We start from the raw sequence: 25,560 nt of genomic DNA on the forward strand, positions 1-25,560 counted from the left end.
TTGACCCTGTGCCATGAAAACCCTGCCCGATTATACATTCGAAACCGATCTGCGCGCGCAGGGACATCTGCGCATCGCAGGTGTTGATGAAGTCGGGCGCGGCCCTTTGGCTGGTCCTGTGACGGCAGCAGCGGTCATTCTGGACCCTGCCAACATCCCTGACGGTCTGAACGACAGCAAAACCCTCACCGCCAAACGCCGTGCCGCGTTGGAGCCGCTTATTTTTGACGCGGCCGAGGTGTGCATCGCCCATGCATCGGTGGCCGAGATTGACGAGCTGAATATCTTGCGCGCGTCCCATCTGGCCATGGAACGGGCCGTGGCGGGGTTGGGCGCTGTTGATCACGCACTGATTGATGGAAATATGATCCCGCGCAATCTGGCAGTCCCTGCAACGACCGTTGTGAAGGGCGACAGTCGATCTTTGTCCATTGCTGCGGCCTCAATTGTGGCCAAAATATGTCGCGACCGGATCATGGTTGAATTGGCGCAACAGTTCCCCGGTTATGGATGGGAGACGAACGCAGGATATGGATCGAAAAGCCACATATCTGCGCTTCAAAATTTGGGTGTGACCCCACACCATAGACGGTCTTTCAAACCGGTCCACAATATGTTGTGACAAGAAAAAATCGTAAGCTGTTGATTCAATAAAGTTTTTGACTGCGAATCGCCTTCGTTCCACATTGGGATCAACCAATGAGCGGAAAAATCCGCCGGGACAGAGGCAGACGATGACAAAGAAAAAGACCGCAGGTGGTGCGTCCGCACTGCCGCTGAACACGATCATTGATGGGGATTGTATTGAGGTCATGAACAGCCTGCCTGAAGGCAGTGTTGACCTGATCTTTGCGGACCCGCCCTACAACCTTCAACTGAAGGGTGATCTGCATCGACCGGACAATTCCAAGGTCGACGCAGTGGATAACGATTGGGATCAATTCGACAGCTTTCGTGTCTACGATGATTTCACCCGCGCATGGCTGAGTGCTGCGCGGCGGATCCTGAAACCGGATGGTGCGATCTGGGTTATCGGCAGCTATCACAATGTCTTCCGCATGGGGGCAGAGTTGCAGAACCAAGGGTTCTGGATCCTCAACGATGTGGTCTGGCGCAAGTCCAATCCGATGCCGAATTTCCGCGGCAAACGTCTGACGAATGCGCATGAGACGCTGATCTGGGCGTCCAAGGCCGAAAAATCGAAACCAACATTTAACTATGAGGCGCTAAAGGCGTTGAACGAAGGCACACAGATGCGCAGCGACTGGGTGCTTCCGATTTGTACAGGACATGAGCGGTTGAAAAACGAAGCTGGCGAGAAAGCCCACCCCACACAAAAACCCGAAAGCTTGCTGCACCGTGTGCTGCTGGGCACGACCAATCCCGGCGACGTGGTGTTGGACCCTTTCTTTGGAACGGGCACCACGGGCGCTGTCGCCAAGATGCTGGGCCGCGATTACATCGGCATCGAACGCGAGGCTGAGTATCGCGCAGTGGCTGAAAAACGCCTTAAGAAGATCCGAAAGTTCGACAGTGACGCGCTTGAGGTCAGCCAGTCCAAACGCGCCGAACCCCGCGTGCCGTTCGGTCAGGTCGTCGAACGTGGCATGTTGCGCCCGGGCGAAGAGCTGTGGTCCATGAATGGTCGCCATAAGGCCAAAGTCCGCGCTGATGGCACGTTGATCGCCGCTGACAGCAAAGGGTCCATCCATCAGGTTGGGGCAGCCTGCGAAAACGCACCCAGCTGCAACGGTTGGACATATTGGCACTTCCGCCGCGATGGCAAAAAAGTTCCGATTGATCTTTTGCGCCAGCAGATCCGCTCTGAGATGCGGGCGAACTGAGCCGAACCCCCTTTAGAATTTACGATTACCGCCTGTGCCTGCGGCCTCCAGCCGTGGCACCACTCTCACCCTCTGTCGGTTCCCAAGACCTGACAGGGGGTTTTTTCTGTTTTGCCGACCGCCAATTCCGGCCATAAGTCTTTCGAAACGACAGGACAGATCATGGCAAAAATTCTGCTGACAGGCGGCGCAGGTTATATTGGGTCACACACCTATCTGGCACTTGTTGAGGCCGGGTTTGAGGTTGTGATTTTCGACAACTTTTCAAACGCCAAACAGGACGTGCCGGCACGGCTGCAGGATATCACTGGTGGATTGGTCCATGTGTTCGAAGGCGATGTTCTGAACCCTGAGGATATGCGTGCCGTTTTTGATGCCCATGATTTCGAAGGTGTGGTTCATTTCGCGGCGAAAAAGGCTGTGGGCGAAAGCGTCGAAAAGCCTCTCGATTACATGCACACGAACGTGGGGGGGTTGCTGACGTTGCTGGCTGAGATGGACCGCGCAGATGTCCGCCGCATCGTGTTTTCCTCGTCGGCCACGGTTTATGGTGACACGGATATCCAGCCCATTCCGGAAGATCACGGGCGCACGCACACCTCCCCTTATGCGTTCACAAAGATCGCGGGGGAGCAGATATTGGAACAGCTGGATGACCGTTGGGCCGTGGGCATTCTGCGGTATTTCAACCCAGTCGGGGCCCATCGGTCCGCCATGATTGGTGAGGATCCGGCAGATATACCGAACAATCTGGTGCCTTATATCGCCAAGGTCGCAACGGGTGAGTTGGATCAACTGTCGGTGTTCGGCGACGACTATGACACCCCAGATGGCACCGGCGTGCGCGACTATATCCATGTCGAAGATCTGGCAGAGGGGCATGTGTTGTCGATCAAGACATTGATCGACACAGGCGACAGCCACACCGTCAATCTTGGCACGGGTGACGGGTCGTCTGTGCTGGATGTGGTCCATGCCTATTCAAAGGCCTGCGGGGCCGATCTGGATTACCAAATCGCGCCACGCCGCGACGGGGACGTTGCCGTTTTGACCGCACGACCAGATCGCGCAAAGGCCCTGCTGGGGTTTGAGGCAAAACGCACCTTGGCCGACATGTGTCGGTCAAGCTGGGCGTGGGTCAGCGGCCAACGCCGCAACGATAAAGGTTAGCGCGGCATTGGATTGGTGGCGGCCTTATAGGGCGCCCAATCCTCAATCTCTGGGTAGTATTGTTTGCGCCATGCGCGCACCCGCGGGTTCATCACGCGCCGCCAGACCGGCGGCATCATCGCGGCCATGGTCATGATGGGGTAGCCGTATGGCAGCTGCGGCGCTTCGTTCTGGTCATAGGTTTGCAGCAGCGGAAAGCGCCGGTCTGGTTTGTAGTGATGATCGCTGTGACGTTGCAGGTTGATCAGCAGCCAGTTGGACGCCAGCTGGCTGGCGTTCCACGAATGATGTGGTTTGACGTGTTCGTATTTGCCGTCGCCAAGATGTTTGCGGGTCAGGCCGTAATGTTCGACGTAGTTCACCAGCTCAAGCTGCCAGATGGCGATGAAGGCCTGCCAGGCGAACAGGCCAAGCCCGATCCAGCCGCCGATCAGCACCGCCAAGGTCAGCATGCCCAACTGCAGCGCGGCATATTTCCAAAACGGGTTGCTGCGGTCGTGCCATGGGAGTTTTTTGCGGGCCAGCATCGCGGCCTCTGCCTTGAACGCCGACACCGGCTGTTGGCGGAGAACACGGGGGAAATATCGGTGGAAGCCTTCGTTGTAGCGCGCGGTCACCGGATCACGCGGCGTGGCGACATAGCGGTGATGCACCAGAAGGTGTTCACTGCGGAAGTGTGAATAAAGAACCATCGCCAAAAGAATATCGCCCATCCAGCGTTCCAGTTTCGGGCGCTGATGGCACAATTCATGCGCATAGGTGATGCCAATGGTGCCGGAGATGACACCGATGCCAAAGAACAGGCCGAACATCTCAAGGCCGGACAAATGGCCGGAGGCGGTAACGTACCACAAGATCCCGAACAGCGTGATGAACTGCAGCGGCGCCCAGACGATTGTGATGGCGCGATACCAAAACAGGTCTTCTTCCGGGGTCTCAAGATCTGCATTTTCTTCATATGTGCCGGCGAGGGCATCAATGGCCGAAAACAAATACCATGTTGCCACCGGCAACAGCAGGACAGTCCAACCGCCCACAATCGCCCCGAACCACGCCAGCGGGATCAGTGCGGCGGACAGCCAAAACGGGGCCGCACGGCTGATGTGGGCCATTTTGGATTGGGATACGATCGGAAATGATGTCATCGGCGTCGTCCTTAAGCTGGGGTGTAGCATACGGACGGCGGGCCTATTCTCAAACCTGCCGTAGCGTCGCAGCCGCCAGATTGTAGGCCTTTTGCATCACCGTGGGCAGCGCAGAGGGGGTAAAGTCGGCCTCAGGAATGAATGCCCCACGATTTGGGGCGGTGTTTTGGGGCACTTTGGCCGTCTGGACAGACAGAATCAGATGAAAGTGCGTGAATGTATGGCGGGCCGGTTCGTTCAACGTGTCCCATGTGGCGTCCATGGGCGGTGCAGGATCTGGCGTGTCTGACCAATCGGTTGTGGGCCAGCCCAGCATGCCGCCCAAAAGGCCCTTGTCCGGTCGCGTCTCCAGCAGCCACGCGCCATCCGCGCGGCGGGCGATATAGGCGGTGCCATACCGCGTCGGTTTCGGTTTTTTGGGTGTTTTCCTCGGCAATTCCAGCTGCGTGCCTGCGGTCTGGGCGTCGCAGTTTGGCCGCACAGGGCAAATGCCGCAGGCAGGGGATTTCGGGGTGCAGATCGTGGCCCCCAGATCCATCACGGCCTGCGCATAATCGCCAGGTCTACTGTGCGATGTATGCTGTTCTGCATAGGACATCAGCACCGGTTTGGCCGCGGGCAAGGGGGTGTGTTCGTCGTAAAGCCGCGCCATGACCCGTTCGACATTGCCATCCAGGACAGTCGCAGGCACATCAAAGGCGATCGAGGCGATCGCCGCGGCGGTATAGGGCCCGATTCCAGGCAGGGCGATCAAACCTTCGTAGGTTTGTGGAAAGGCACCCCCATGATCGGCCACCACCGCCCGCGCGCATTTCAGGAGATTGCGGGCGCGGGCGTAGTAGCCAAGGCCCGCCCAGGCCGCCATGACGTCCGCGTCCTCAGCTGCCGCCAAATCTGCCACAGTGGGCCAAATGCCTGTGAATTTGCGGTGGTAGTCGCGTACAGCAGCGACGGTTGTTTGCTGCAACATGACCTCTGACAGCCAGACGGCATAGGGGTCTGGCCGCACGCCCGCGCGTTTGTCCGCAGGCATTACGCGCCATGGCATTTCGCGGGCATGGACGTCGTACCAATCCAGTAACGCGGAAGTGACCGATGTTTTCCCCAAGTTATCGTTCCTTTGGCTGCGGTTTCACTGGCGCTGATCTGCCTAACCTTTAAAATAAAGCGCAACGATGAAACAGCCACGTTCCTATAGCACCAAGCGGGGATTCTCTCGCGCAGCGTCCCTGATGCAGAAAAGCATTCGGGGCGCGACGGAGACCCGTGGCTTTGCGCAGACCCGCGTTTTGACCCACTGGGCCGAGATCGTGGGGGAGGCCACGGCCAAGATCGCCCATCCCGTTGATGTCAGTTATGCCAAGGGCGGGTTCGGAGCCACGCTGACGGTTCTGACTTCAGGCGCGCAGGCCCCGATGCTTGAGATGCAAAAGGAACAGATCCGCGAAAAGGTGAACGCCTGCTATGGCTACAATGCCATCGCGCGGATCCGTATTACCCAAACCGCGCGGACCGGTTTTGCAGAAGGCCAGCTGGCCTTCGATCATGGCCCAACGCGCGCCAAAGGCCCCGCGCCTGAGGCGCGGGCCAAGGCGCAACATGTCGCCGCACCCGTTGAAAATGAAGAATTGCGTCTTGCGCTTGAGGCGCTGGGGGCCAATGTCATCACCAAACGTCCAACTGACACCTGAGGGGTCCCAATGAATAAATCTGTACTTGCGTCTGTGGCGGTGGTTGCCGTCGTTGCCATCGCCGGCGGTGCCTATTTTATGAACCAGCCGTCTGCGGCCTCTGATGTTGTAGCGGATGCCGAGCGCCCGCAGTTTGACGTGGTCGATATGGCGCAGGGCAATCCCGATGCGCCGGTGACTGTCATTGAATACGCGTCCTACACCTGCCCGCATTGTGCATCGTTTCATGCCAATCAGTACCAGCAGATTAAGGAAAACTACATCGACACGGATCAGATCCAATTCATCTACCGTGAGGTGTATTTCGACCAACCCGGCCTGTGGGCGTCCATGGTGGCACGGTGTGGCGGTGAGATGCGGTTCTTCGGGATCTCCAACATTCTGTATGAAACCCAACAGGAATGGGCCCGTCAGGAAAGCGGTGAGGCGATTGCGGCTTCCTTGCGCAATATCGGGAAAATTGCGGGACTCAGCGACGAAGAACTCGACGCCTGCATGAGCGATGGTGACACCGCGCAAGAGCTGATGGCCTGGTATCGGTCTAACGCTGAACTGGATGATGTGACGAGTACGCCAACATTCATCATCAACGGTGAAAAGTATTCGAACATGAATTACGCGGATTTTGCAGCCGTTCTGGATGAAAAGATCGCCGAAGCGAACTGATCATCTGAAGACGTGGACGTTGATCAATCGCGGCGCCTAAGCAGTGCCGCGATTTTTGTATCCAGGGGGTCCCAGTCTTCGACCATCAGGCGCACGGGGATGGTTGTCACTTTGGTTCGAAAGGTGGCGGGCAGACGCACGGCGTCTTTCTCGGTCGTGACCATGTGCAGGCCACGGGCCTTCGCCTCGACCTCCAGCCGGTTCAGCAGCGTGTCGGTCAGCGGTTGATGATCATCGAGGGCCTCGCCCCGAACAACGTTGGCCCCCATAGCTTTCAAGGTGGCAAAGAACTTCTCTGGGTGGCCGATGCCAGCGAAGGCCAGCACCGGTAATCCGTCAAGCGGCATACCCGTCGGCAACGGGTCGAGTTGCCCATTGAGACGCGGACACGTGGCGGGCAGGTCAGGCTGAAACCTGTCGCGGGCGTGCTTTGGGCCAATGACCAACAGGGCATCAGCGCGCGCAAGACCCACGGCCGCCGGTTCACGCAAAGGTCCGGCGGGCAACACGCGGCCGTTGCCGAACCCTTTGACAGCATCGACCACAACGAGGTTCAAGTCTTTATGAACCGACGGGTTCTGAAACCCGTCATCCAGCAAAATGACATCCGCGCCTGCGCGTTCGGCGGCCTGCACCCCCGCCGCGCGGTCTTTGGCGACATGGGTTGGGGCAAAGGCCGCCAGCAACAACGGCTCATCCCCCACCTGGTCTGCGTCGTGTGTTCTGGGGTCCACCGCCACAGGGCCCTCTAGGCTGCCACCGTATCCACGGCTGACCACGTGAACCGCAAACCCTTGTTCGGTCAGGCGCTGACATAGGGCGATTGTGGTGGGTGTTTTTCCAGTCCCGCCCGCATTGATGTTGCCGACACAAATAACCGGCACCTTCGCGCGATAATCGGGCCGCTTTTTCACCCGTGCCGCTGTGGCGCGTGCATAAAGGGCCGCCAAGGGTTGCAGCATCAAGGCCCGAAGGCTGCGGGGTTTATACCAAAACAGCGGAGGCTTCATCGTTGGCGTCCTTGTGCAGTGTCGGCGTGGGTGATCGCCGCCTCAATCAGGCCGTTGATCAAGTCTGAGGATTTTGTGATTTCCTCCCACCCTGCAAACGCCATGCGCGCTGTTTGTTCCGGTGACAGCAGCGACCCGACCGCGATCCCAAGTTCTGAAGCGGTGCGGATTTCCCGCGAGGCTTCGACGCTGCTGAGGCGATCAAACCGGGCGACGTGAGGGGATTTGTGTGGGCCATGAACGACTGCCGATCCCAAAATGATCTGCTCAAAAGGAGAGGCGGCGGGGCCGTGGCCGTTCAAAGTGCCTCCAATGAAGGTGAGCGGCGCGACGCGGGACCATAGGCCGATCTCTCCCTCCAGATCGGTAACATAGGCTTGCATGTCCATATCGGGGTCGTCCCCATCTGACCTCAGGCCGGTTTTCAGGCCAGCCTCTCGAAGGGTGGTGGCAACCTCTGGTCCACTGTCTAAATCACGCGGGGTGAGCACCAGCAACATCCGGTGGCTCTTGCGGCTGGCGGCCAGGTGGGCGGCGGCCATATCTTTGACTTCGGATCCGGTGACATGAGACGCGTGCCACAGGGGGCGCGACTGCATCGCCTCAACCATGACCGTGAACTCATTGGCGTCGTATGTCAGGGGTATCGGATCTTCGAGGATCGGACCCGTCGCGCGGACCTTTTCAGGCGCAACACCGCCTCGCCGCAGACGCGTGGCCGTTGCGCCGTCCGCCGTTAAAATCAGGTCGAACGCCTGAACAGCGGCCTTGGCCGCGCCGGGGATCCAGCGGGACGTGCCTGCAATGATCCCGTCCACTTGCGCATTGATCAGTGTTGCTGGAATGGCCGCGGCCGCGACACTGCGCAAAAGGGCGGGGCGCAAGGGGCCCCCGTTCCAGATCAAAGACCGAGGTTCGTTTGCATCCAGAAAGGCCCGCGCCCGTGTGGGGCTGTCGGCTGGCAGGTCTTGCAGTGTCACCGAGCCGGGCAGATCCGTCAGCGTCGCCAGAAAATCCATTGCGCCCGTCAGCAAGATTTCGACGCCATCGGATTGATCGACAAGACGTTGAACCAGCGACACCGTCGAAGGTGTGGCCGCAGCGTCGCCGCAATGAACCCAGATCAACGGTCCGTGCCTGACTTAGCCCAGTTCTTCGGTGGACGACGCGGGCTGTTCTTCATCCCGCAGACGGTGGATGTGGGCGATGAAATAGCGCATGTGCGCATTATCAACCGTGCGCTGGGCTTCGGCCTTCCATGCGTTGAACGCGGCTTCATAGTTGGGGAACATGCCAACGATATGGATGTCATCGACGTCCTTGAAGGCGTTCTTGGTTGGATCAATGAGTTCGCCGCCGAACACAAGATGAAGACGCTGCTGGGACATGGGGGCACCTTTGGCTAATGGGTTTGGCCCGACTTTAGGGCTTTGCGGATGGGGGGTAAAGGAAGGTCGCGCGCGGGCCCGCTAGGCCAAGGCGGCGATGATTTGATCATGGATCCCGCCTGCGGCGACCATGCCGTTGATCTGCGGGTGGTCGTTGTTGAACTGTGGCGCGTGCCCGTCTTTGGTTGTGGCTTTGCCGCCTGCTTCGTCCACAATTAGGGCACCCGCTGCCACGTCCCACTCCCATGTGGGCCGGAATGTCAGCATGCCGTCAAAACGCCCTTCGGCCACAAGCGCCAGACGAAACGCCAAGGACGACCGGAAGGTCCGTTTGAACGGGGGCACGCCCGCGCGCCAGTGTTTTGGATCAACGGTGGGTTTGGTGGTTAGCAACGTGGCATCGGACATCGGTTTGTCCGATTGGGCGGTCAAGGTGACGCCGTTCAAGGTCGCCCCTTCACCCAAGGCCGCCGCATAAAGCGCATCCCGAATGGGCAAATAGACCACAGCCGCGACTGGACGTCCGTTTTCGACAACGGCGAGGGAGTGCGCCCAGTCGCGGCTGCCCTCGATAAAGGCGCGGGTGCCGTCAATGGGGTCTACGATGAACTGACGGTCTGTCTTTTGTCGTGCTTTGCCGTCCTCTGTTTCCTCGGACAGCCAGCCATAGTCTGGGCGGGCAGCTTGCAAATCTGCCTCCAACTGGCGGTTCACGTGCAAATCCGCCTCGGTCACGGGGCCTTGGCCGCCCGACTTTTCCCAAACCTCGGGTGCGGCGTTGAAATAGCGTTTTGCGATGTCACCCGCTGTTCGGGCGGCATCGATCAAAAGGTCAAGATCACGCACCAGCCAGCGTCATCCCGTCAATCATCAGGCTTGGCACCACGCGGCTGAGGTGTGCGCGCGCATCGTTTGCGGGCACGATCCGGCCCAGCATATCCAGCAGATTGCCCGCGACGGTACATTCATTCACAGGGTAGGCAATTTCACCATTTTCTACCCAAAAACCAGAGGCCCCGCGTGAATAGTCGCCTGTGTTGGGGTTGATCGTCGACCCGATCATCGATGTGATCAACAGACCCGTCCCCATATCGCGCAACAGATCAGCCTGCGACTGCCGCCCTTGGGTCAGTGCCACGTGGGTGATGGACGGCGACGGCGGGCCGGAGGTTCCGCGCGCCGCGTTGCCGGTGCTTTGCAGCCCCAGTTTACGTGCTGTCGCCAAATCCAATGTCCAGCCGGTCAACACGCCTTTTTCGATGATCATCCGATCTGTTGTGGGCAGGCCTTCACCGTCAAACAAACGGGACCCGTAGGTGCGGGCACGGTGCGGTGTTTCGATCAGGTCAATGCCATCGGGCAAGATGCGTTCGCCGACCTTGTCCAGCAACCAAGAGGATCCGCGCGCGACGGCCGCCCCATTGCTGGCGGCCAGAACATGCCCAATTAACGACGACGAAATACGTTCATCAAAAACCACGGGGTAAGTGCCAGTTTGCGGTTTTCGCGCGCCCTGAAGGCGCACAGCCCGCTCGCCTGCGGTGCGGCCAATGTCGGCAGCGGCGCGACGATCTGCAAGATGGATGCGGCTGTCGTAATCGTAGTCACGTTCCATGCCCGCGCCACTGCCCGAAATCGCCACACAGCTGAGTGTCGATGCCGTCACTTCATACCCGCCAGAAAACCCGTTCGTTGCGGCAAGGTGGATTTTGCGGCGGCCATAGGCGGCGGTCGTGGAATCCATTTGCGCGACGCCATTGACGGACATCGCGGCGGCCTCGGCTTCGCGGGCTTGGTCTTCCATCCATGCGGGATCTGGTTCGGCTCTATCGTCCACCAGATCAAGCATGCCGGCGTCGATGTCCGTGGCAAGCTGGGCAGCATCGGCAATGCCCGCATGCGGATCATCGGGCGCTTCTTTTGCCATGGCGACGGCACGGGCAGCCATTTCTTCGATGGTCCGGTCAGATGTGTCAGAGGCGGAGACGTTGGCAGACTTCTGACCAACAAAGACCCGCAGGCCAATGTCCGTCGCTTCGGACCGTTTGGCTTCTTCCAGAACGGAATTGCGCACATCAATGGAAATAGATGTCCCATCGACAGCCAGCGCATCGGCGGCATCGGCGCCTGCAGATGTGGCGGCTGTGATAAGACGGTGGGTGAGATCGGCAAGCGATTGGGTCATGGAACTTCCTTTGCTTGCCAGCTGAGGTAGTCCGAGTTGCGGCGGCCCGCAAGGGTGGGCCGCCGCAAAGGTTGGTTATTGAAGCCGTTGACCGTTGGCCAGAACGTGACCTTGCTCGTTCACTTCGATCACAGTTTCAAGCATGTCATCTCCCACAGGGGTGGCAAACATACCCATCATCATGCGCGGCATCATTAGCTCCTCGGCGGGGATCACGCCCATTTGGACAAGCGTATCCATCAACTGGTTTGCCCCGTTGATGTTGATTTTCACGGCGCCTTCGGGCCGTGGCACGCCGGGGATTGTTTGGAAATCGGTCCAGTCCAGGGTCATTGAGCCTTGCGCTGAGGCCTCCGCACCCAAGGCCGCGATGCGCAGGTTTTCGATCGTCACCTGATCGACCTCAATCGGGGGTGGGCCTGCCATCTGACCCAAGGCCGCGAAATCCAGAAGGTCGATGCCCGACGTGCCGGTGCCTGTCAGATCAAACGTGATCTCGGCCGGATCGCGGGGGAGCAGACCGGCGGGGTCAAACAGGTTCCAGATCGTATCTGCCATTGTGACTCCGTTCAGCGAGGTCGCAACACGGAAGTCCTGTTCTTCGTCGGACGCATTTAACGGGAGGTCGTAGTTCGCGGAAATTCCGGCCATCGCAAATTCAAGATCACCGGGGAAGATCAGCGGGTCGTTCATCAGGAAGTCAAAGTTTGAGGCATCGACATCGATTTTGAACCCGTCTTCGCCCAGAGACATCGCAAAGGTCTGTTCGCCTGTGGATGTCTCCTGCCGGTTCAGTGTGTCACCGTTCAGGCTGGTCAACGACGTTTGGGTTGTGCCCTGTCCCACGCTTTCAATCGCTACATTCAGACCGTCGCGCATCGCTTGGCTCAGGTTCATGACGTTGGATCCACCAACGGGCAGGCTTGCCGTGATATTGGTCTGCGTTGGACGCGTGATCTGGGTTGACGTGGACGATACATTGTCGGCGATGAACGTGAAATCGGCGTTGCTTTCGCCCGTCATCGACTGCGCCACGTAAGAGATCAGGTTGCCTTCGGTGATGCGGCTGTCGTTGGCAAATTCCGCCATTTCGAGGAAGCCGGTCATGTCGAAGTTTTCGGGACCATTGCCATCGACTGTCAGGTTGGTGACCTCAACCCGCAGGGTCTCACCGCGTGTTTCATAGGCGATGTCGCCTCGCTCGCCGGTGGCTGTCGCGGTATAGCTGTCGTGGGTGAGAACCATCGTCGCCGTAAATGAGCCTTCGCCGGCGGCACCGCCGGAAATCGTGAAATTCATGGGCGACGGATAGGAAATGGTGACGGACCCGTCGGCATTGTCCGTCATAGAGATCGCATCAGCGGTCAGCTGCATGCTTCCCGCGCCCTGTGGCAGAATGAAGTTCAATTCCGGCGCGACGGACCCATCTGACAGATCACCACTCAGCGTGCCGCCCGCGGCGCTGATCAGGGCTTGCTGGTTGGCCCAGACATCCGCTGCGGTCACGTCGGCCAAGGCGGGGCTTGCGAGAACGGTGCCCAGTGCTGTGCCAAGGGCAAACAAGGATGTGGATAATGTACGGTTCATAAAACGTCTCCTGATGACTTGATCGGCCCGCCGAAGCGGGCCGTTTAAAATACATTTGAGGCAGAGGTTAACGCAGTCGCTGGCCATTGGCGAGGACATGACCTTGGGCATTTACGCCAATCGTCGACGTCAGCATATCATCGCCGACGGGGGTGGCGAACATGCCCAACATCATCCGTGGCATCATTGCCTGATCCTGCGGGATCAGACCCATGGTGATCAGGTTGTCGATCAGGCCATTGATGCCATTGATGGTGAAGTTGGCTTCCCCTTGCGGGCGCGGAAAGCCTGGGAATGTGGTCAAATCACTGTTGTCGAAGGTGAAGGCTCCGTCGCCCGTGATTTCAGCCCCGCCGCCGCGCAGCGTCAGGTCTGTGATGTTGATGGAATTCAATTCGCCGGGCACGTCGGTCATCATCATGGCGTCCTGCTGGGCGGGGTCCAACAGATCAAAGAAGGGTGTGACCTTCGCATCGAGGGTCAAGGCAATGGTCACAGGATCACGCGGCAAAACGGAGGCCGGATCGGCCAGGTTCCAGATCGTATCGCTGACCGCCAGATCGGTAAAGTTGAACGCCATGCGCGCATCGCGGGCGTCCCCCTCGCCTTGGCTGAGCGGGATTTGAAAGTCGAACCCGTATTCGCGCAACGACGCCTCAATCGGGAAGGGGAGTTCCTGAGGCAGCGACATGCTGATCGAAATGCCATCAGCACCGCCGGCATAGGACATCGCGTCATAGCCGAACGCAAAGCCCATTTCGCCGCCCTCAACGCCTGCATTCATAATGGCACCTTCGCCATCGGCCACAAAATCAAGGTCGTAGTTCACCGCGCCAAAGGTGTATCCCCCCTCGATGGCCAATCCTTCATCAAAGGGGGGCACATCGGCGTCCATGTCCATATCGAGGGGCATGGCGATGGTGGCCGCCATCGCCAGATCCGCCATTGAGGCGACACCCTTGAACCGGTTCGCGCCACCAGCTTCGGAGATATTGGCATTCAGATTCAGGCCCCCGAGGCTGAATTCGTAATTTACCGTCGTCAGATCATCGGTCACGACGGCATAATTGCCCGCCATGTCAGACATCACCAGTTCCGCGACCTCCAGCTGCACCTCTTCGGCGGCCGCGCCTTCGATCGTATCGAGGGTAAAGGAATAGGTGTCGGCGGACAGATCGTACACCATCGTATCGGGGTCACCGGAAACGATGATTTCCATGCCGTCTTGCGCGACAGTGACGTTCAGGATGGTCGGTTGAGTTGATGGGGCCTCAGTCACGCTGATGGTCAACGGATAACTGGACGCCATGGTCATGCTCACCGTGCCGTCACCCTGTTCTGTCAGGATCAGGTCACCCACGTCGGCCACAATGCTGGCCTCGTCATCGGTCATTTCAATGCGCACATCCGACACGGTCAGTGTGTCGCCCGTCTGGGTCACGTCCCCGGTGGTGAACCCCTCACCGTAGATCCCCATCTGGGCGCTCCAATTGTCCCAGACCTGCTGGGCTGTCACATCGGCGGAGGCGGTCGTGCTGCACACGATGGCGGCGAGGATGGGGGTACATGTCAGGACGGAGAAACGGCGCATAGAACTTCCTTACAGGTTTTTAATGGGCAGAGCTTTTCAAGTCGCGCCTCAAGGGTCAAGGTCAGGAAAACGTGAAACTGCGCCAGACTTCGGGCGCATTTGTGCAGAATTTCAGGAAGGATTTGCGCATGGATATGACGGGAAAGGTTGTTTTGATCACTGGGGCCAGCCGCGGGATTGGGGCCGCAACCGCGCAGGCCTTTGCGCAGGCGAGCGCCAAAGTGGCCTTGGTCGCGCGATCGTCGGATGCGATTTCTGAACTGGCGGCAGACATTGGCAGCGCGGCCATCGCCATTCCATGTGACGTGTCCGATTATGCCGCAGTGGTGGCAGCGATCCAGACAACCGAAGACACCTTTGGCCCACTGGATGTGGTCATCGGCAACGCGGGCCTCCTTGATCCAATCAACCATCTGGCAGAGGCCGACCCAGAGGCTTGGGGCACAACCATCGACGTGAACCTCAAGGGCGTGTTCAACGGCATGCGCGCGGCAATGCCCGGCATGATTGAACGAGGTGCCGGCACAATCATCACCGTCTCCTCCGGCGCGGCCCATGGCCCGGTTGAGGCGTGGTCGTCCTACTGCGCATCCAAAGCGGGGGCCTATATGTTGACACGGTGCGCCGACAAAGAGGCCCGCGACAAGGGTTTGCGCATCATGGGCCTGTCCCCCGGAACCGTCGCTACGGACATGCAGCGTGATATCAAGGCGTCGGGCATCAACCCCGTCAGCCAGCTTGAGTGGTCCGATCATATTCCGCCCGAATGGCCCGCCCGCGCATTGCTGTGGATGTGCACGTCTGAGGCAGACGCCCATCTGGGCGACGACGTGTCTTTGCGCGACGAAGACATCCGCAGGCAGGTTGGCCTGATATGATCGACGTCACTGACGGCGGCAACCAATGCACCCTGCGCATCAATCGCCCCGATAAGGCAGGCGCCCTGACTGAGGCGATGTTGGCTAAAATGGCGGATGCGGTCGAACAAAGCGACGCGCGCGTGCTGGTGTTGACGGGCACAGGTCCGGTGTTCAGTGCAGGTGCGGATTTGGACGATGTGCACGGTGGCACTCTGGCCACGTCGCCAGAATGGGAAAGGTTGTCAGGTGCCGTGGCCGCGTTTCGCGGGTTGAGCATTGCGTCGCTGAACGGGACATGCGCAGGCGGGGCGTTAGGCATGATGCTGGCGTGTGATTTGCGCATTGCGGTGCTAGCAGCGAAATTTTTCTATCCGGTCATCAAGGTCGGCGTTTTGCCACAACCGTCCGATCCCGCGCGGATGCGGGCGCTTGTCGGGCCATCCGTCACCAAACGCATGTTGCTGGCCGCCGCGAAACTCGATGCGGCGGAGGCGCTGTCGGTCGGTTTGATTGACCAGATCAGCCATGGCGACTTGGCGCAGGACACGAACACACTTGTCAAACATGCCCTAACGGCCGATCCGGGACAGGTTGCAGGCATCAAGGCGTTGATTGGGCCCTGACGACAGGCTAACAGGCAAAAAACATCGGGGGTTTGCGTGGAAAACATTCTGGAGACCGCACAGGGCTATGCGACGTCCGCCTTTGACGTTGCCTTCGCGTGGCTGATTAATCCCGCGAATTGGAGCCAGTTTGCCCTGTTGGTCGTGGCCTATCTGGCGGCTGTCTATATCACGCGCAAAATCAGCCCTCGGCTGGTGGCGGCCCTGACGCCCGCGACGGACAGTCAGACGGTTCTGTCAAAGGTCCGCCGGTTTGTTCTCATTTTCCTGCCGCTGTTGATGCCGCTTTTGGCGTTTGGGCTGACCGCCATTGGTGAACAGGTCACGCGATCGATCTTCGGCTCGGGTGAGGTGATCGCCTTTGGCAAACGGGTGTTCCTGTTCCTTGCGGTGCGGGCGTTCGTCCGTGACATGCTGACGGATCCGATGCTGAAGGCGCTGGGCAAGATGGTGCTCATCCCGTTGGCGGCCATCTATGCGCTGGGCTTTCTGGACCCAGTGCTTGCGTGGATGGAGACGACGATCATCCCGCTGGGGAATATGTCGTTTTCGCTGTTGGGACTGTTGCGGTTTCTGGTCGTAGCATCGGTTATGTTCTGGCTGGGCCGGTGGTCGAACGACCAGTCCAACGCGCTGATCGACAAGCAGGAAATGCGTCCCGCCACACGCCAGTTGGCGGCCAAAGCAGCAGAGATCGCGATTTTCGGCGCGGCCTTTCTGATTGCCATGAATATTGCGGGCATACCGCTGACGTCCTTGGCGGTGCTGACCGGTGCTTTGGGTGTTGGTATCGGTTTCGGCTTACAGAAAATCGCATCCAACTTTGTGTCCGGCGTGATCTTGCTCCTTGAGGGGCAGGCGACTGTTGGCGATTACGTCGAACTCGACGGAGGTGAGGCAGGGACGATTGTCAGAATGACCGCCCGCGCCGCGATCCTTGAGACATATGACGGCAAATGGATCGTCGTGCCCAACGAAGATTTCATTGTCACGCGCGTTGTGAATTATTCGGATTCTGGGTCTGCGAACCGCTATAGCGTGGACTTTTCCGTCAGCTATGACACGGACATCAACCGCATCCCGGACATTGTGGGGCCCGCTGTGGCAGCACTGGATTTTGTGTTGGATCAACCCGAAAATCCCGATGTTGAGCTGGACGGGTTCGGCGACAGTGGCGTTGATTTCGTGGTGGAATTCTGGGTCAACGGGATCGATGACGGCAAAAACAAATACCGCAGCCATGTTCGCTTTGCCGTTTGGAACGCCTTGAAAGACGCAGGCATCGAAATTCCGTTCCCGCAACGTGTGGTCGAAATTAAGGGCAGTCTGCCCCAGCAACCTGCGTGACAGACGCGTTGATCATTGGGGGCGGTCCCGCAGGCCTTATGGCGGCTGACGTCATTTCTGCGGCGGGCTATGACGTTGTCGTGGCCGACCAGATGCCGACGGTCGGACGCAAGTTTTTGATGGCAGGCAAATCGGGGCTGAACCTGACCAAAGCTGAACCGAAGACGCAGTTTCATCAGGCCTATGGTGCTGCAAAAGACGCCCTGTCGCCCGCCTTGTCCGCGTTTGGCCCTGATCAGGTCTGCGACTGGGCCGAGGGGTTGGGCCAGACGGTATTTACGGGCACCACCAAACGTGTCTTTCCGACTGTGATGAAGGCCTCTCCGCTTTTGCGGGCGTGGCTGGCACGGTTGAATGCGCAAGGCGTTCAGATCAAAACACGTTGGCGCTGGACGGGGTGGGACGACGGGGCCTGCTTTGATACCCCAGACGGCCCCGCGACGATCAAAGCGACGACAACCGTGTTGGCGCTGGGGGGGGGCAGCTGGGCGCGGCTGGGCTCGGACGGGGCGTGGGCGCAGACGCTGCCCGATGCCACAAACCCATTCAAACCTGCCAATATGGGGTTTGAGGTCACGTGGTCGCCACACATGGCCCCGCATTTTGGTGCCGCCGTCAAAGGGTGCGCTTTGTCCGCGGGCGATATGGTCAGTCGGGGTGAATTTGTCGTCTCTGCCAAGGGGATCGAAGGCGGCGGAGTTTATGCGGTCTCCGCTGCGGTGCGCGATGGGGCACGCCTCATTGTGGACCTGTTGCCGGATATGTCGCTGGACGAGGTCCGCGCGCGGATGTCATCGGGCAAAGCCAAGCAATCCACCGCGAATATGCTGCGCAAGACGCTGAAACTCGACCCCGTGAAACGCGCGCTGTTCAATGAATTTGGGCGCAATGCGCAAGATATGGCGGCCACCCTCAAAGGGTTGGCGTTTCCCTATTTGTCGCCGCGTCCAATGGATGAGGCGATCTCAACCGCGGGAGGGGTGCGGTTTGATGTTCTGACACCAGACCTCGAACTCATGTCAAATCGAGGCGTGTTCTGCGCGGGCGAGATGCTGGACTGGGAGGCGCCGACGGGCGGCTATCTGATCACCGGCTGTCTGGCGACAGGGCGTCACGCAGGGCTCGCGGCGGTGCGTCGCCTTCAGATCTCGTAGTAGTCGCGGTACCAATTGACAAAGGCCTTCACGCCCGTCTCAACATCCGTCTTGGGTGTATATCCGGTGAGGGATCTGAGCAGTGTGCCGTCAGCCCAGGTGGCCGGCACATCGCCGGGTTGCATGTCCATGAAATTCTTGGTCGCGGTTTGGCCCAATGCCTTTTCGATCGCTTCGATGAACGCCATGAGCTGCACCGGCTCACCGTTGCCGATGTTGACGATGCGGTGGGGGGCGACGGGGGACAGGCTGTCGCCCTCGGGGATGTCATCCAACCGCCGGGGCACCGCGTCCAGAAGCAGATGAATGCCGTGCACAAGGTCTTCGACATAGGTGAAATCGCGGGACATGTCGCCGTGGTTGTAAACGTCGATGGCGTCCCCGTTCAGCACCGCCTTGGTGAACTTGAACAGCGCCATATCGGGCCGTCCCCAGGGGCCATAGACCGTAAAGAACCGAAACATGGTCGTGGGAATATCGTACAGGTGGGCATAGCTGTGTGCCATGACCTCATTCGCCTTTTTGGTGGCCGCATAGAATGACATCTGCGTGTCGGCCTTGTCGGTCTCGGTGTAGGGCATCCGCGTGTTCGCGCCATAGGCCGAGGAGGTCGAGGCGAGCAGCAGGTGTTTGACCGGTGTGGCGCGCACAGCCTCAAGCAAATTGAAGGTGCCGATGATATTTGCATCCACATAAGATCGCGGTTCTTCGATGGAATAGCGCACGCCCGCTTGGCCCGCCAAGTGGATGACGTAATCGGGGCGTTCCTGCGCCACCAGATCGTGCAGCACCCCATCGGCTTCAAGCCGCTCATTTACCGCCCGAAACCCCTGCGATTGCAGCAAATCCGCCTGCCTGCGTTCTTTCAGGCGCACATCGTAATAGTCCGTCATGGCGTCAAACCCGACGACATCAAACCCCTGCGCAAGCAGCAGCTTTGACAGGTGATAACCGATAAATCCGGCAGAACCGGTGATCAGGGCCTTGGGCATTGGGGTGTCCTATTCACAGCTTGGATCAAGCGGTGTCCGCCCGATGGAGACATAGGCCGCAAATCCTGCGCGTTTGGCATCCTTGATCGAATAAATGTTGCGCAGATCGGCCATGTGCGGCGTGGCCATGTGTTTGGCGATGCGTTTCAGATCAAGACCGCGGAATTCGTTCCATTCGGTCAGGATCACCAGAAGATCGGCGTTGCGTGCAGCCTTATACGGGTCGTCCATCCATTTGACGCCAGGCAACAGCGCCTCGCCCTCGTGCATGCCCTGCGGATCAACCGTGCGCACCTTTGCGCCACCGCCGACCATGGCCGGAACAATCGTCAAAGCGGGCGCATCGCGCATGTCGTCCGTGTTGGGTTTGAACGTCACGCCCAACACGGCAATTGTCTTGCCGTTGAAACTGCCGCCACACAGATCAAGCAACTTGTCGATCATGCGGCGTTTGACCTCTTCGTTAACCTTGATGACGGTTTCGGTGATCTGCATCGGCACAGCATGTTCCTGACCGATACGGGCCAAGGCCTTAGTGTCTTTGGGAAAACAGGATCCACCATAGCCGGGCCCTGCGTGCAGGAATTTGTTGCCGATGCGTCCGTCCAGCCCCATGCCCTTGCTGACCTGTTTGATGTCCGCGCCAGTGCGTTCGCACAGGGCCGCGATTTCATTGATGAACGTGATCTTGGTCGCCAGAAAGGCGTTTGCGGCGTATTTGATCATCTCGGCGCTTTCCAGATCGGTGGTCACAATGGGAAAGTCCCGCAGGAACAGCGGGCGATACACATCCGCCATGACTTGGCCCGCACGGTCCGTTTGTACGCCGACAACCACGCGATCCGGGCGCATGAAATCATCGATCGCCGCCCCTTCGCGCAAAAATTCAGGGTTTGAGGCGACGTCAAAGTCCAGTTCAGGATTGGCCTTGTGAACCGTCTGTTTGACCTTGCGATTGGTCCCCACTGGGACTGTCGATTTGGTGACGATGACGGTGTAGTCTTTGGCCGCATGTGCGATTTCTTCGGCCACGGCCATGACAAACGTCAGGTCGGCGTGGCCATCGCCACGGCGGGTTGGCGTGCCTACGGCGATGAACACGGCTTCGGCCCCGTCGATGGCAGACGGCAGATCCATCGTAAAGGTCAAACGGCCGGCCTCGACATTCTTGGCCATAAGGTCTTCAAGGCCCGGCTCATAGATGGGGACCTGTCCGGCCTCCAACATCTCAATCTTTGCGGGATCCTTGTCGACGCAGACGACATCATGGCCAAAGTCCGAAAAGCATACGCCTGACACAAGGCCCACGTAGCCGGTTCCGATCACTGCAATTTTCATGGCGCTGCCTCACTTATTTTGAAGTGTCATAGCGCGTTGCGGCGCTGGCGGGCCAGACTAAAATCTGCCTGTCTGTGTCCAGACATGTGCCTGTTGTCTTATCGCCCCAGCACCCGCATCAGTGTGCGCCACAAGATCACCACATCAAAACAGACCGATGCCTGTCGGGCGTATATCAGATCAAGGGTCGCTTTGCGCGGGATGCACCGACGCACGTAGATGCGTTCCGTTTCCTCGGCGGAGGAGGCAGCGGCGATCAGACGTTCTTCGTGTCGGTGAAAATAAAGCGTCGCCAGCCCCGTGATCCCCGGACGGCACCGCAACACGCGACCGTACAGATCGGGGAAAGCATCGGTGTATTGACGCAACGGCGGGCGAGGGCCAACCATGCTCATGTCGCCGCGCAGAACGTTGATCGCCTGTGGCAATTCATCCAGCCGAAAACGGCGCAGCGTGCGCCCGATGGGTGTGATGCGGCCCGTTTTGTCAGCACCAGTCACACCCGCATTTTCAGCCGCGTCAACCACGGTCATCGTCCGAAACTTGATCAGCGCAAAGGACTGGGACGGGGTGCGCATGCGTTCGGCAATATAAAACACAGGGCCCCTGTCCGACCGTTTGATCAGAACTGCGATGACAATCATGGCAGGCGCAAAAAGCGTCAGGATCAAAGCGGCGCAAACAATATCAAACAGTCGTTTCATAGCGCGTGGTCCTGCGCCACTTGGCCCGCCATTTCGGCCGGATAATCTGCGTCCCATGGCAAAGAAACCACCCTTTGCAGGGCGTCGGTCGACAGCACGACGCGCGGGGGCACGCCGGTTGGCGTGGGGGCGTCGTCCCATTTAAGGTCAGGGAAAACATGATCGCGATAGGCCACCAACACGCGGTCCAGCGGCACGGGCGTCGGTGCCGCGATATTGAGTATCCGCAGCGGTTCAGCAGGTCGTGGGACAAGGGTGCGAATGACGTCAAACAGGTCCGCAGGCCCAATGTAGGACCGCACGGGTACGGACCCGTCGGGGTATCTGTGCAGCGTCATCGGCGACCCCTTGCCATGGTGTGTGGCCGCGATCCGGGTCAATGCATCGGCGCCCGCAACATTCCCGATCCGCAGAATTGTGACCGCAGGGCAATCTGCGGTGTCGGTCAAACCGCGCGCCACATCCTCCATCCGTGCTTTGCTGATGCCGTAGGGCGTAAGGGGCGACAGCGCGGCGCTCTCCTCAAAATCCGCCCCATCGCCCGCACCGTAGACTGCAACTGACGAGGCCAAGATGACATGCGCGACCCCGGCGGACGCGCAGTGTTTCAGCAGGCTTTCCACAAACGTCACATTGATGGCGGTCAGCGCCGCCGTATCGCCATTGGCGGAGCCGATCATATTGATCACGGTGCTGTCTTTCGCCGCGATCAGGCCCGTCTCCGCCGCGTCGAAATCACCTGACCACACAATATCGGCGCCTGCGCTGCGGCCTTGCGACACCCAGCCTGCTTGAGCACGCCGCGCATGCCGGATCAGTGATCCGCCCAATTTGCCCTGTGCCCCAAGCACGATTGTCGCCATGGTCACCCTCCGACACAGCTGTGCGTTTGTTCGCGTTATGGCATAAATCCCCCAACTCGGAACTACTTTGTCGTCAGGAAAAATTGACCTTGCGGAACCAAAGGCGAGAATGCGAAACGGTTTCTATGAACAGTTCAAAACACCTTGTAGGGCTGTCTGCCCTCGCCCTGACGACGATTTTGTCAACGCCCGCCGTGGCGGACGACGATTGGCGCGCGACGTATTCGCTGTATGGGACACCGGGAATCATCGATATTCCGACGGCGGTGGCCCCCAAAGACGGGGAAATCTCGGCGACTTTGGGTGGGTTTGGCGACACGCAAAGGGCGACATTTTCGTTCCAGCTTTTGCCGCGTTTGTCTGCGAACTTCCGGTACTCATGGATTGATACCTTCGATCGCAGCTTTGATGCGCAGTACCAACTGGCCTACGAGGGTGAGTACCGGCCCGCGATTGCCATCGGCCTTCGGGATTTTCTGGGCACGGGGCGCTACAGCAGTGAATATATCGTCGCCACGAAAACGCTTGGGTCGAATGTCCGTGTGACGGGTGGTCTCGGCTGGGGGCGTTTGGGCACAATTGGTGGATTTACGAACCCGTTGGGCGTGATCGACGAAGGATTTGAAACGCGCCCTGACGACAGTGTTGAAACCGGCGGAACCGTCTTGGCCGGCCAGTTTTTCCGCGGGGACGCGGCTTTCTTCGGGGGCGTGGAATGGCGCCTGAACGACGAATGGACGGTGCTGGCGGAATATTCCTCCGACGCCTATGAGCGCGAAATCGAACTAACCGGGTTCGAACGTAAATCGCCCCTCAATTTCGGTATCACATGGGAGCCGAACGACTCAGTCCAGCTGGGTGGTTATTACGCCTACGGCAACGAAATCGGCCTGTCCGCTACGATCATTGTTGATCCGACGACGCGCAGCGCGCCAAGCGGGTTGGACAGCCCACCCTTGCCTGTGGCCATTCGGGGCGAAAACGTCATCGCAGCCGCGTCTTGGGCGACGCCGCAAGACCAAGCTGTCGGTGTTGATATTCTAGGTCAGGTCCTGGCCACCGACGGGTTCCGCCTGCTGGGTGCTGAGGTTGTTGGGACCGCGCTTCGGGTGCGCTACGAAAACACCTCATTTCGTGCCGAGGCCCAAGGCTTGGGCCGTGTCGCGCGCATTTTGACGAATGCAGCCCCGCAGAACATCGAGACCTTTGTTCTTGAACCGTCGCGTCGGGGGATTGCCCTGTCGTCCGTTACATTGCGCCGCAGTGATCTGGAGCGGTTGGAAAACACCGCTGGCGCATCCGACCGCATTTATGAACGTGCCTTGTTTGCGGATGCCGCGGGGCCTGCACCGGCGATTGAGTTTGAAACTGACAACGCCGCGTTCCTGTGGGGTGTCTATCCCTATTTGGAACTGTCCTTGTTTGATGGTGATAAACCCGTCCGCGGGGATGTCGGGATTGAGGCGACGTTCCAGTACGAATTTCGACCCAACCTTTTGTTGGCAGGCACCTTCCGTCAGCGTCTTGCTGGCAACCGCGATGAGGTGGGTGCGATTGCAGCCTCGACTTTGCCGGACGTGCGGCGGTCTGTTTTACGCTATGGGGCCGAAACCGGCAACGGGATCGAGAACCTCTTTGTAGCCTGGTACGGCCGTCCTGGCCGTGACCTTTATAGCCGCGTTTCGGTGGGCTATCTGGAACGTCAGTTCGGCGGAATTTCAACAGAATTGCTGTGGAAACCCACCACAAGCCGCCTCGCACTCGGGGCTGAGCTAAACTACACCCTGCTACGCGATTTTGATCTTGGGTTCGGGTTCCGCCCCACCTGTATCGACGAAGACTGCACCATCCGTGGCGATGGTGACTATGATGTCGTGACCGGGCACCTTTCGGCCTATTACGACTTTGAAAATGGATATCAGGCGCAGGTGGATGTCGGTCGGTATTTGGCCGGGGACTGGGGCGCGACGTTCAGTCTGGATCGCGAATTCGACAATGGCTGGAAAGTCGGCGCTTATTTCACCCTGACCGACGTCCCGTTTGAAGATTTCGGCGAAGGATCGTTCGACAAAGGCATCCGGCTGGAAATTCCGTTGGATTGGGCTGTCGGTACGCCAACACGGGACACCAGTGCTGCGAATTTGCAGTCTCTGGCCCGCGACGGTGGCGCGCGGTTGGAGGTCGATGGCCGTCTGTACAATGTGGTGCGCAATGGGCATGCCTCACAAATGCAAGACAACTGGGGACGGTTCTGGCGATGACATTGAAAACACTCTGTGCGGCATCTGCCCTCGCCGTTCTCGCGTCCTGCGGGCCGCTGGGACAAGGCGTTACGACGTCCACGTTCACATCGGTTGCGGCCCCATTGTTCGGGACGTCCGACAATGAGGTTGAGGTTGCGGCCCCTCAGGCACAGTTGACCCGCGCGGCGATTGAAGCCTCTGATGCTGAGTTGATGTTGGTCAGCTTGGTGTCCCGTGCGTCTGTCGATGTCATGACGCGCATCTCAACGTCATCGCGATCCGACACATGGATCAGCACCGACGGTGTTTCTGTGACACTGGTCGATGGGATGATCGTAGCATCGCGCGGGACCGGATTTGACCTGATGGGGGCCGATACGGCAGCGGCGCGCCAGTCTTTGCGGCGCGGCGGGAGCCATACGCGAACCTACGATTTTCTCGATAGCCTCGACCAGATCGTGACTGAACAGTTCAACTGCGAAATGACCTTTCTTGAGGCCGATGTCATCACCATCGTCGAAAGGACCTATAGCACTAGAAAATGGCGTGAAGACTGCGCCGGATCCGGCGTTCGGTTTGCGAATCTCTATTGGGTTGGCCCGTCGGGACAGATTGTTCAATCACGTCAGTACCTGTCGACAGGCATTGGCTACATCGTTTTTCAGCCTCTTTGACGGTAATTTAGGCGGAATATTGGGCCCTACGGCGTGAAATAGACAAAAAAGTGGCAATCTGGCACTCATCTTGCGTCTGGCCGAAAAAAAACCGTGCGTTTTGGAAAAGGGCCAATTATATCTGTGTCAAAGCAATCAATACGTGTGCTGTGCGCATTAACCGATCAGGAGTTTCCATGTTCAAGAAGACACTTATCACCGCAACTGCAGTTGCAGCCCTGTCCACCACAGCATTCGCTGGTGACATTTCCCCAGCCGGTACAGACGATGATGAAATCATCCTGATCCCAACAGTTCCAGTTGGTTCCAGCGCTGGTATCCTCGGCTCTGCTGGTGGTGCAGCTGTTCCTGCGATCCTCGGCGCGGCCCTGTTGGCTGCTGCAATTGCTGCAGGCGGTTCTTCCTAAGAATTGCGTCACATTGTGACACCAAAGGGCGGTCCAGTCGGGCCGCCCTTTTTGTTTGTTGAGTTGAGTGTTTTGGGT

General features: G+C 58.9%; 25 protein-coding genes. 12 read left to right on the forward strand and 13 right to left on the reverse strand.

Features of this window, described 5'->3' with window-relative positions; translation table 11 throughout:
- Positions 1-13 precede the first annotated feature (13 nt).
- From PSJ8397_RS08585 to galE, 3 genes are all read left to right on the forward strand, one after another.
- On the forward strand, positions 14-622 hold the full coding sequence (locus PSJ8397_RS08585; protein WP_085864153.1) for a ribonuclease HII: 609 nt from the start codon (positions 14-16) through the stop codon (positions 620-622).
- Positions 623-734: 112 nt separating this feature from the next.
- On the forward strand, positions 735-1,844 hold the full coding sequence (locus tag PSJ8397_RS08590) for a site-specific DNA-methyltransferase (protein WP_085864154.1): 1,110 nt from the start codon (positions 735-737) through the stop codon (positions 1,842-1,844).
- 162 nt (positions 1,845-2,006) lie between these two features.
- The gene (gene galE / locus PSJ8397_RS08595) at positions 2,007-3,014 is read left to right on the forward strand and encodes a UDP-glucose 4-epimerase GalE (protein WP_085864155.1); all 1,008 of its coding nucleotides are present in this window, start codon (positions 2,007-2,009) and stop codon (positions 3,012-3,014) included.
- Here galE and PSJ8397_RS08600 read toward each other — a convergent pair.
- Both PSJ8397_RS08600 and mutY read right to left on the reverse strand, forming a co-directional pair.
- Positions 3,011-4,159 carry an alkane 1-monooxygenase gene (locus tag PSJ8397_RS08600; RefSeq protein WP_085864156.1) on the reverse strand — a complete coding sequence of 383 codons (1,149 nt, stop codon included), beginning with the start codon at positions 4,157-4,159 and terminating at the stop codon, positions 3,011-3,013. The two genes, galE and PSJ8397_RS08600, sit on opposite strands and share 4 nt — an antisense overlap.
- A gap of 49 nt (positions 4,160-4,208) precedes the next feature.
- Positions 4,209-5,267: an A/G-specific adenine glycosylase gene (mutY, locus tag PSJ8397_RS08605; RefSeq protein ID WP_143515404.1), complete on the reverse strand. Its 1,059-nt coding sequence runs from the start codon at positions 5,265-5,267 to the stop codon at positions 4,209-4,211.
- A gap of 67 nt (positions 5,268-5,334) precedes the next feature.
- Here mutY and PSJ8397_RS08610 point away from each other — a divergent pair, with 67 nt between their 5' ends.
- A complete protein-coding gene (locus tag PSJ8397_RS08610; protein WP_085864157.1) occupies positions 5,335-5,850 on the forward strand; it encodes a DUF721 domain-containing protein in 516 nt (171 codons plus the stop codon).
- A gap of 9 nt (positions 5,851-5,859) precedes the next feature.
- Positions 5,860-6,516 carry a DsbA family protein gene (locus PSJ8397_RS08615; RefSeq protein WP_085864158.1) on the forward strand — a complete coding sequence of 219 codons (657 nt, stop codon included), beginning with the start codon at positions 5,860-5,862 and terminating at the stop codon, positions 6,514-6,516.
- Positions 6,517-6,539: 23 nt separating this feature from the next.
- Here the strand turns inward: PSJ8397_RS08615 and lpxK are convergent, their stop codons facing one another.
- From lpxK to PSJ8397_RS08650, 7 genes are all read right to left on the reverse strand, one after another.
- Positions 6,540-7,526, reverse strand: a complete 987-nt coding sequence (gene lpxK / locus PSJ8397_RS08620; protein ID WP_085864159.1) for a tetraacyldisaccharide 4'-kinase — start codon at positions 7,524-7,526, stop codon at positions 6,540-6,542.
- Positions 7,523-8,653 (reverse strand): 3-deoxy-D-manno-octulosonic acid transferase, encoded by a 1,131-nt coding sequence (locus PSJ8397_RS08625; protein WP_085864160.1) that lies wholly within the window; start codon positions 8,651-8,653, stop codon positions 7,523-7,525. The genes lpxK and PSJ8397_RS08625 overlap by 4 nt, the downstream gene beginning before the upstream one ends.
- 15 nt (positions 8,654-8,668) lie before the next feature.
- A complete protein-coding gene (locus PSJ8397_RS08630) occupies positions 8,669-8,914 on the reverse strand; it encodes a DUF4170 domain-containing protein (protein WP_085864161.1) in 246 nt (81 codons plus the stop codon).
- 81 nt (positions 8,915-8,995) lie between these two features.
- Positions 8,996-9,760: a 3'(2'),5'-bisphosphate nucleotidase CysQ gene (locus PSJ8397_RS08635; RefSeq protein WP_235000630.1), complete on the reverse strand. Its 765-nt coding sequence runs from the start codon at positions 9,758-9,760 to the stop codon at positions 8,996-8,998.
- Positions 9,753-11,099 (reverse strand): TldD/PmbA family protein, encoded by a 1,347-nt coding sequence (locus tag PSJ8397_RS08640; RefSeq protein ID WP_085864162.1) that lies wholly within the window; start codon positions 11,097-11,099, stop codon positions 9,753-9,755. Before PSJ8397_RS08640 ends, PSJ8397_RS08635 begins: the two co-directional genes overlap by 8 nt.
- A 75-nt stretch (positions 11,100-11,174) precedes the next feature.
- Complete coding sequence (locus PSJ8397_RS08645; RefSeq protein WP_085864163.1) at positions 11,175-12,686, reverse strand: DUF2125 domain-containing protein; 1,512 nt, start codon at positions 12,684-12,686, stop codon at positions 11,175-11,177.
- 67 nt (positions 12,687-12,753) lie between these two features.
- Positions 12,754-14,277 carry a DUF2125 domain-containing protein gene (locus tag PSJ8397_RS08650; protein WP_085864164.1) on the reverse strand — a complete coding sequence of 508 codons (1,524 nt, stop codon included), beginning with the start codon at positions 14,275-14,277 and terminating at the stop codon, positions 12,754-12,756.
- Positions 14,278-14,405: 128 nt separating this feature from the next.
- Here PSJ8397_RS08650 and PSJ8397_RS08655 point away from each other — a divergent pair, with 128 nt between their 5' ends.
- From PSJ8397_RS08655 to PSJ8397_RS08670, 4 genes are read left to right on the forward strand one after another with little or no spacing between them, the layout of a single operon-like run.
- Positions 14,406-15,155: an SDR family oxidoreductase gene (locus tag PSJ8397_RS08655; RefSeq protein ID WP_085864165.1), complete on the forward strand. Its 750-nt coding sequence runs from the start codon at positions 14,406-14,408 to the stop codon at positions 15,153-15,155.
- Complete coding sequence (locus tag PSJ8397_RS08660) at positions 15,152-15,760, forward strand: enoyl-CoA hydratase/isomerase family protein (RefSeq protein WP_085864166.1); 609 nt, start codon at positions 15,152-15,154, stop codon at positions 15,758-15,760. Before PSJ8397_RS08655 ends, PSJ8397_RS08660 begins: the two co-directional genes overlap by 4 nt.
- A 36-nt stretch (positions 15,761-15,796) precedes the next feature.
- Positions 15,797-17,107, forward strand: coding sequence for a mechanosensitive ion channel family protein (locus PSJ8397_RS08665; RefSeq protein ID WP_085864167.1), 1,311 nt, complete (start codon positions 15,797-15,799; stop codon positions 17,105-17,107).
- Complete coding sequence (locus PSJ8397_RS08670) at positions 17,104-18,261, forward strand: TIGR03862 family flavoprotein (RefSeq protein WP_085864168.1); 1,158 nt, start codon at positions 17,104-17,106, stop codon at positions 18,259-18,261. Before PSJ8397_RS08665 ends, PSJ8397_RS08670 begins: the two co-directional genes overlap by 4 nt.
- Here the strand turns inward: PSJ8397_RS08670 and PSJ8397_RS08675 are convergent.
- The 4 genes from PSJ8397_RS08675 to PSJ8397_RS08690 all read right to left on the reverse strand — a co-directional run bounded on the left by PSJ8397_RS08675 (position 18,249) and on the right by PSJ8397_RS08690 (position 22,158).
- Positions 18,249-19,253, reverse strand: coding sequence for an NAD-dependent epimerase/dehydratase family protein (locus PSJ8397_RS08675; protein ID WP_085864169.1), 1,005 nt, complete (start codon positions 19,251-19,253; stop codon positions 18,249-18,251). The genes PSJ8397_RS08670 and PSJ8397_RS08675 overlap by 13 nt on opposite strands.
- A 9-nt stretch (positions 19,254-19,262) precedes the next feature.
- Entirely contained in the window at positions 19,263-20,591 is a 1,329-nt protein-coding gene (locus PSJ8397_RS08680) for a UDP-glucose dehydrogenase family protein (RefSeq protein WP_085864170.1), read from the reverse strand.
- A gap of 98 nt (positions 20,592-20,689) precedes the next feature.
- Positions 20,690-21,295: a sugar transferase gene (locus tag PSJ8397_RS08685; protein ID WP_085864171.1), complete on the reverse strand. Its 606-nt coding sequence runs from the start codon at positions 21,293-21,295 to the stop codon at positions 20,690-20,692.
- Positions 21,292-22,158, reverse strand: a complete 867-nt coding sequence (locus tag PSJ8397_RS08690; protein ID WP_085864172.1) for an NAD-dependent epimerase/dehydratase family protein — start codon at positions 22,156-22,158, stop codon at positions 21,292-21,294. Before PSJ8397_RS08690 ends, PSJ8397_RS08685 begins: the two co-directional genes overlap by 4 nt.
- Positions 22,159-22,283: 125 nt before the next feature.
- On the opposite strand from PSJ8397_RS08690, the gene PSJ8397_RS08695 reads away from it, so the two are divergent.
- The 3 genes from PSJ8397_RS08695 to PSJ8397_RS08705 all read left to right on the forward strand — a co-directional run bounded on the left by PSJ8397_RS08695 (position 22,284) and on the right by PSJ8397_RS08705 (position 25,482).
- Positions 22,284-24,419 (forward strand): YjbH domain-containing protein, encoded by a 2,136-nt coding sequence (locus tag PSJ8397_RS08695; RefSeq protein ID WP_085864173.1) that lies wholly within the window; start codon positions 22,284-22,286, stop codon positions 24,417-24,419.
- Complete coding sequence (locus tag PSJ8397_RS08700) at positions 24,416-25,075, forward strand: YjbF family lipoprotein (protein WP_085864174.1); 660 nt, start codon at positions 24,416-24,418, stop codon at positions 25,073-25,075. The genes PSJ8397_RS08695 and PSJ8397_RS08700 overlap by 4 nt, the downstream gene beginning before the upstream one ends.
- 176 nt (positions 25,076-25,251) lie before the next feature.
- Positions 25,252-25,482 carry a hypothetical protein gene (locus PSJ8397_RS08705; protein ID WP_085864175.1) on the forward strand — a complete coding sequence of 77 codons (231 nt, stop codon included), beginning with the start codon at positions 25,252-25,254 and terminating at the stop codon, positions 25,480-25,482.
- Positions 25,483-25,560: the final 78 nt, after the last annotated feature.

It is taken from the genome of Pseudooctadecabacter jejudonensis, assembly GCF_900172275.1.
Lineage (GTDB): Bacteria > Pseudomonadota > Alphaproteobacteria > Rhodobacterales > Rhodobacteraceae > Octadecabacter > Octadecabacter jejudonensis.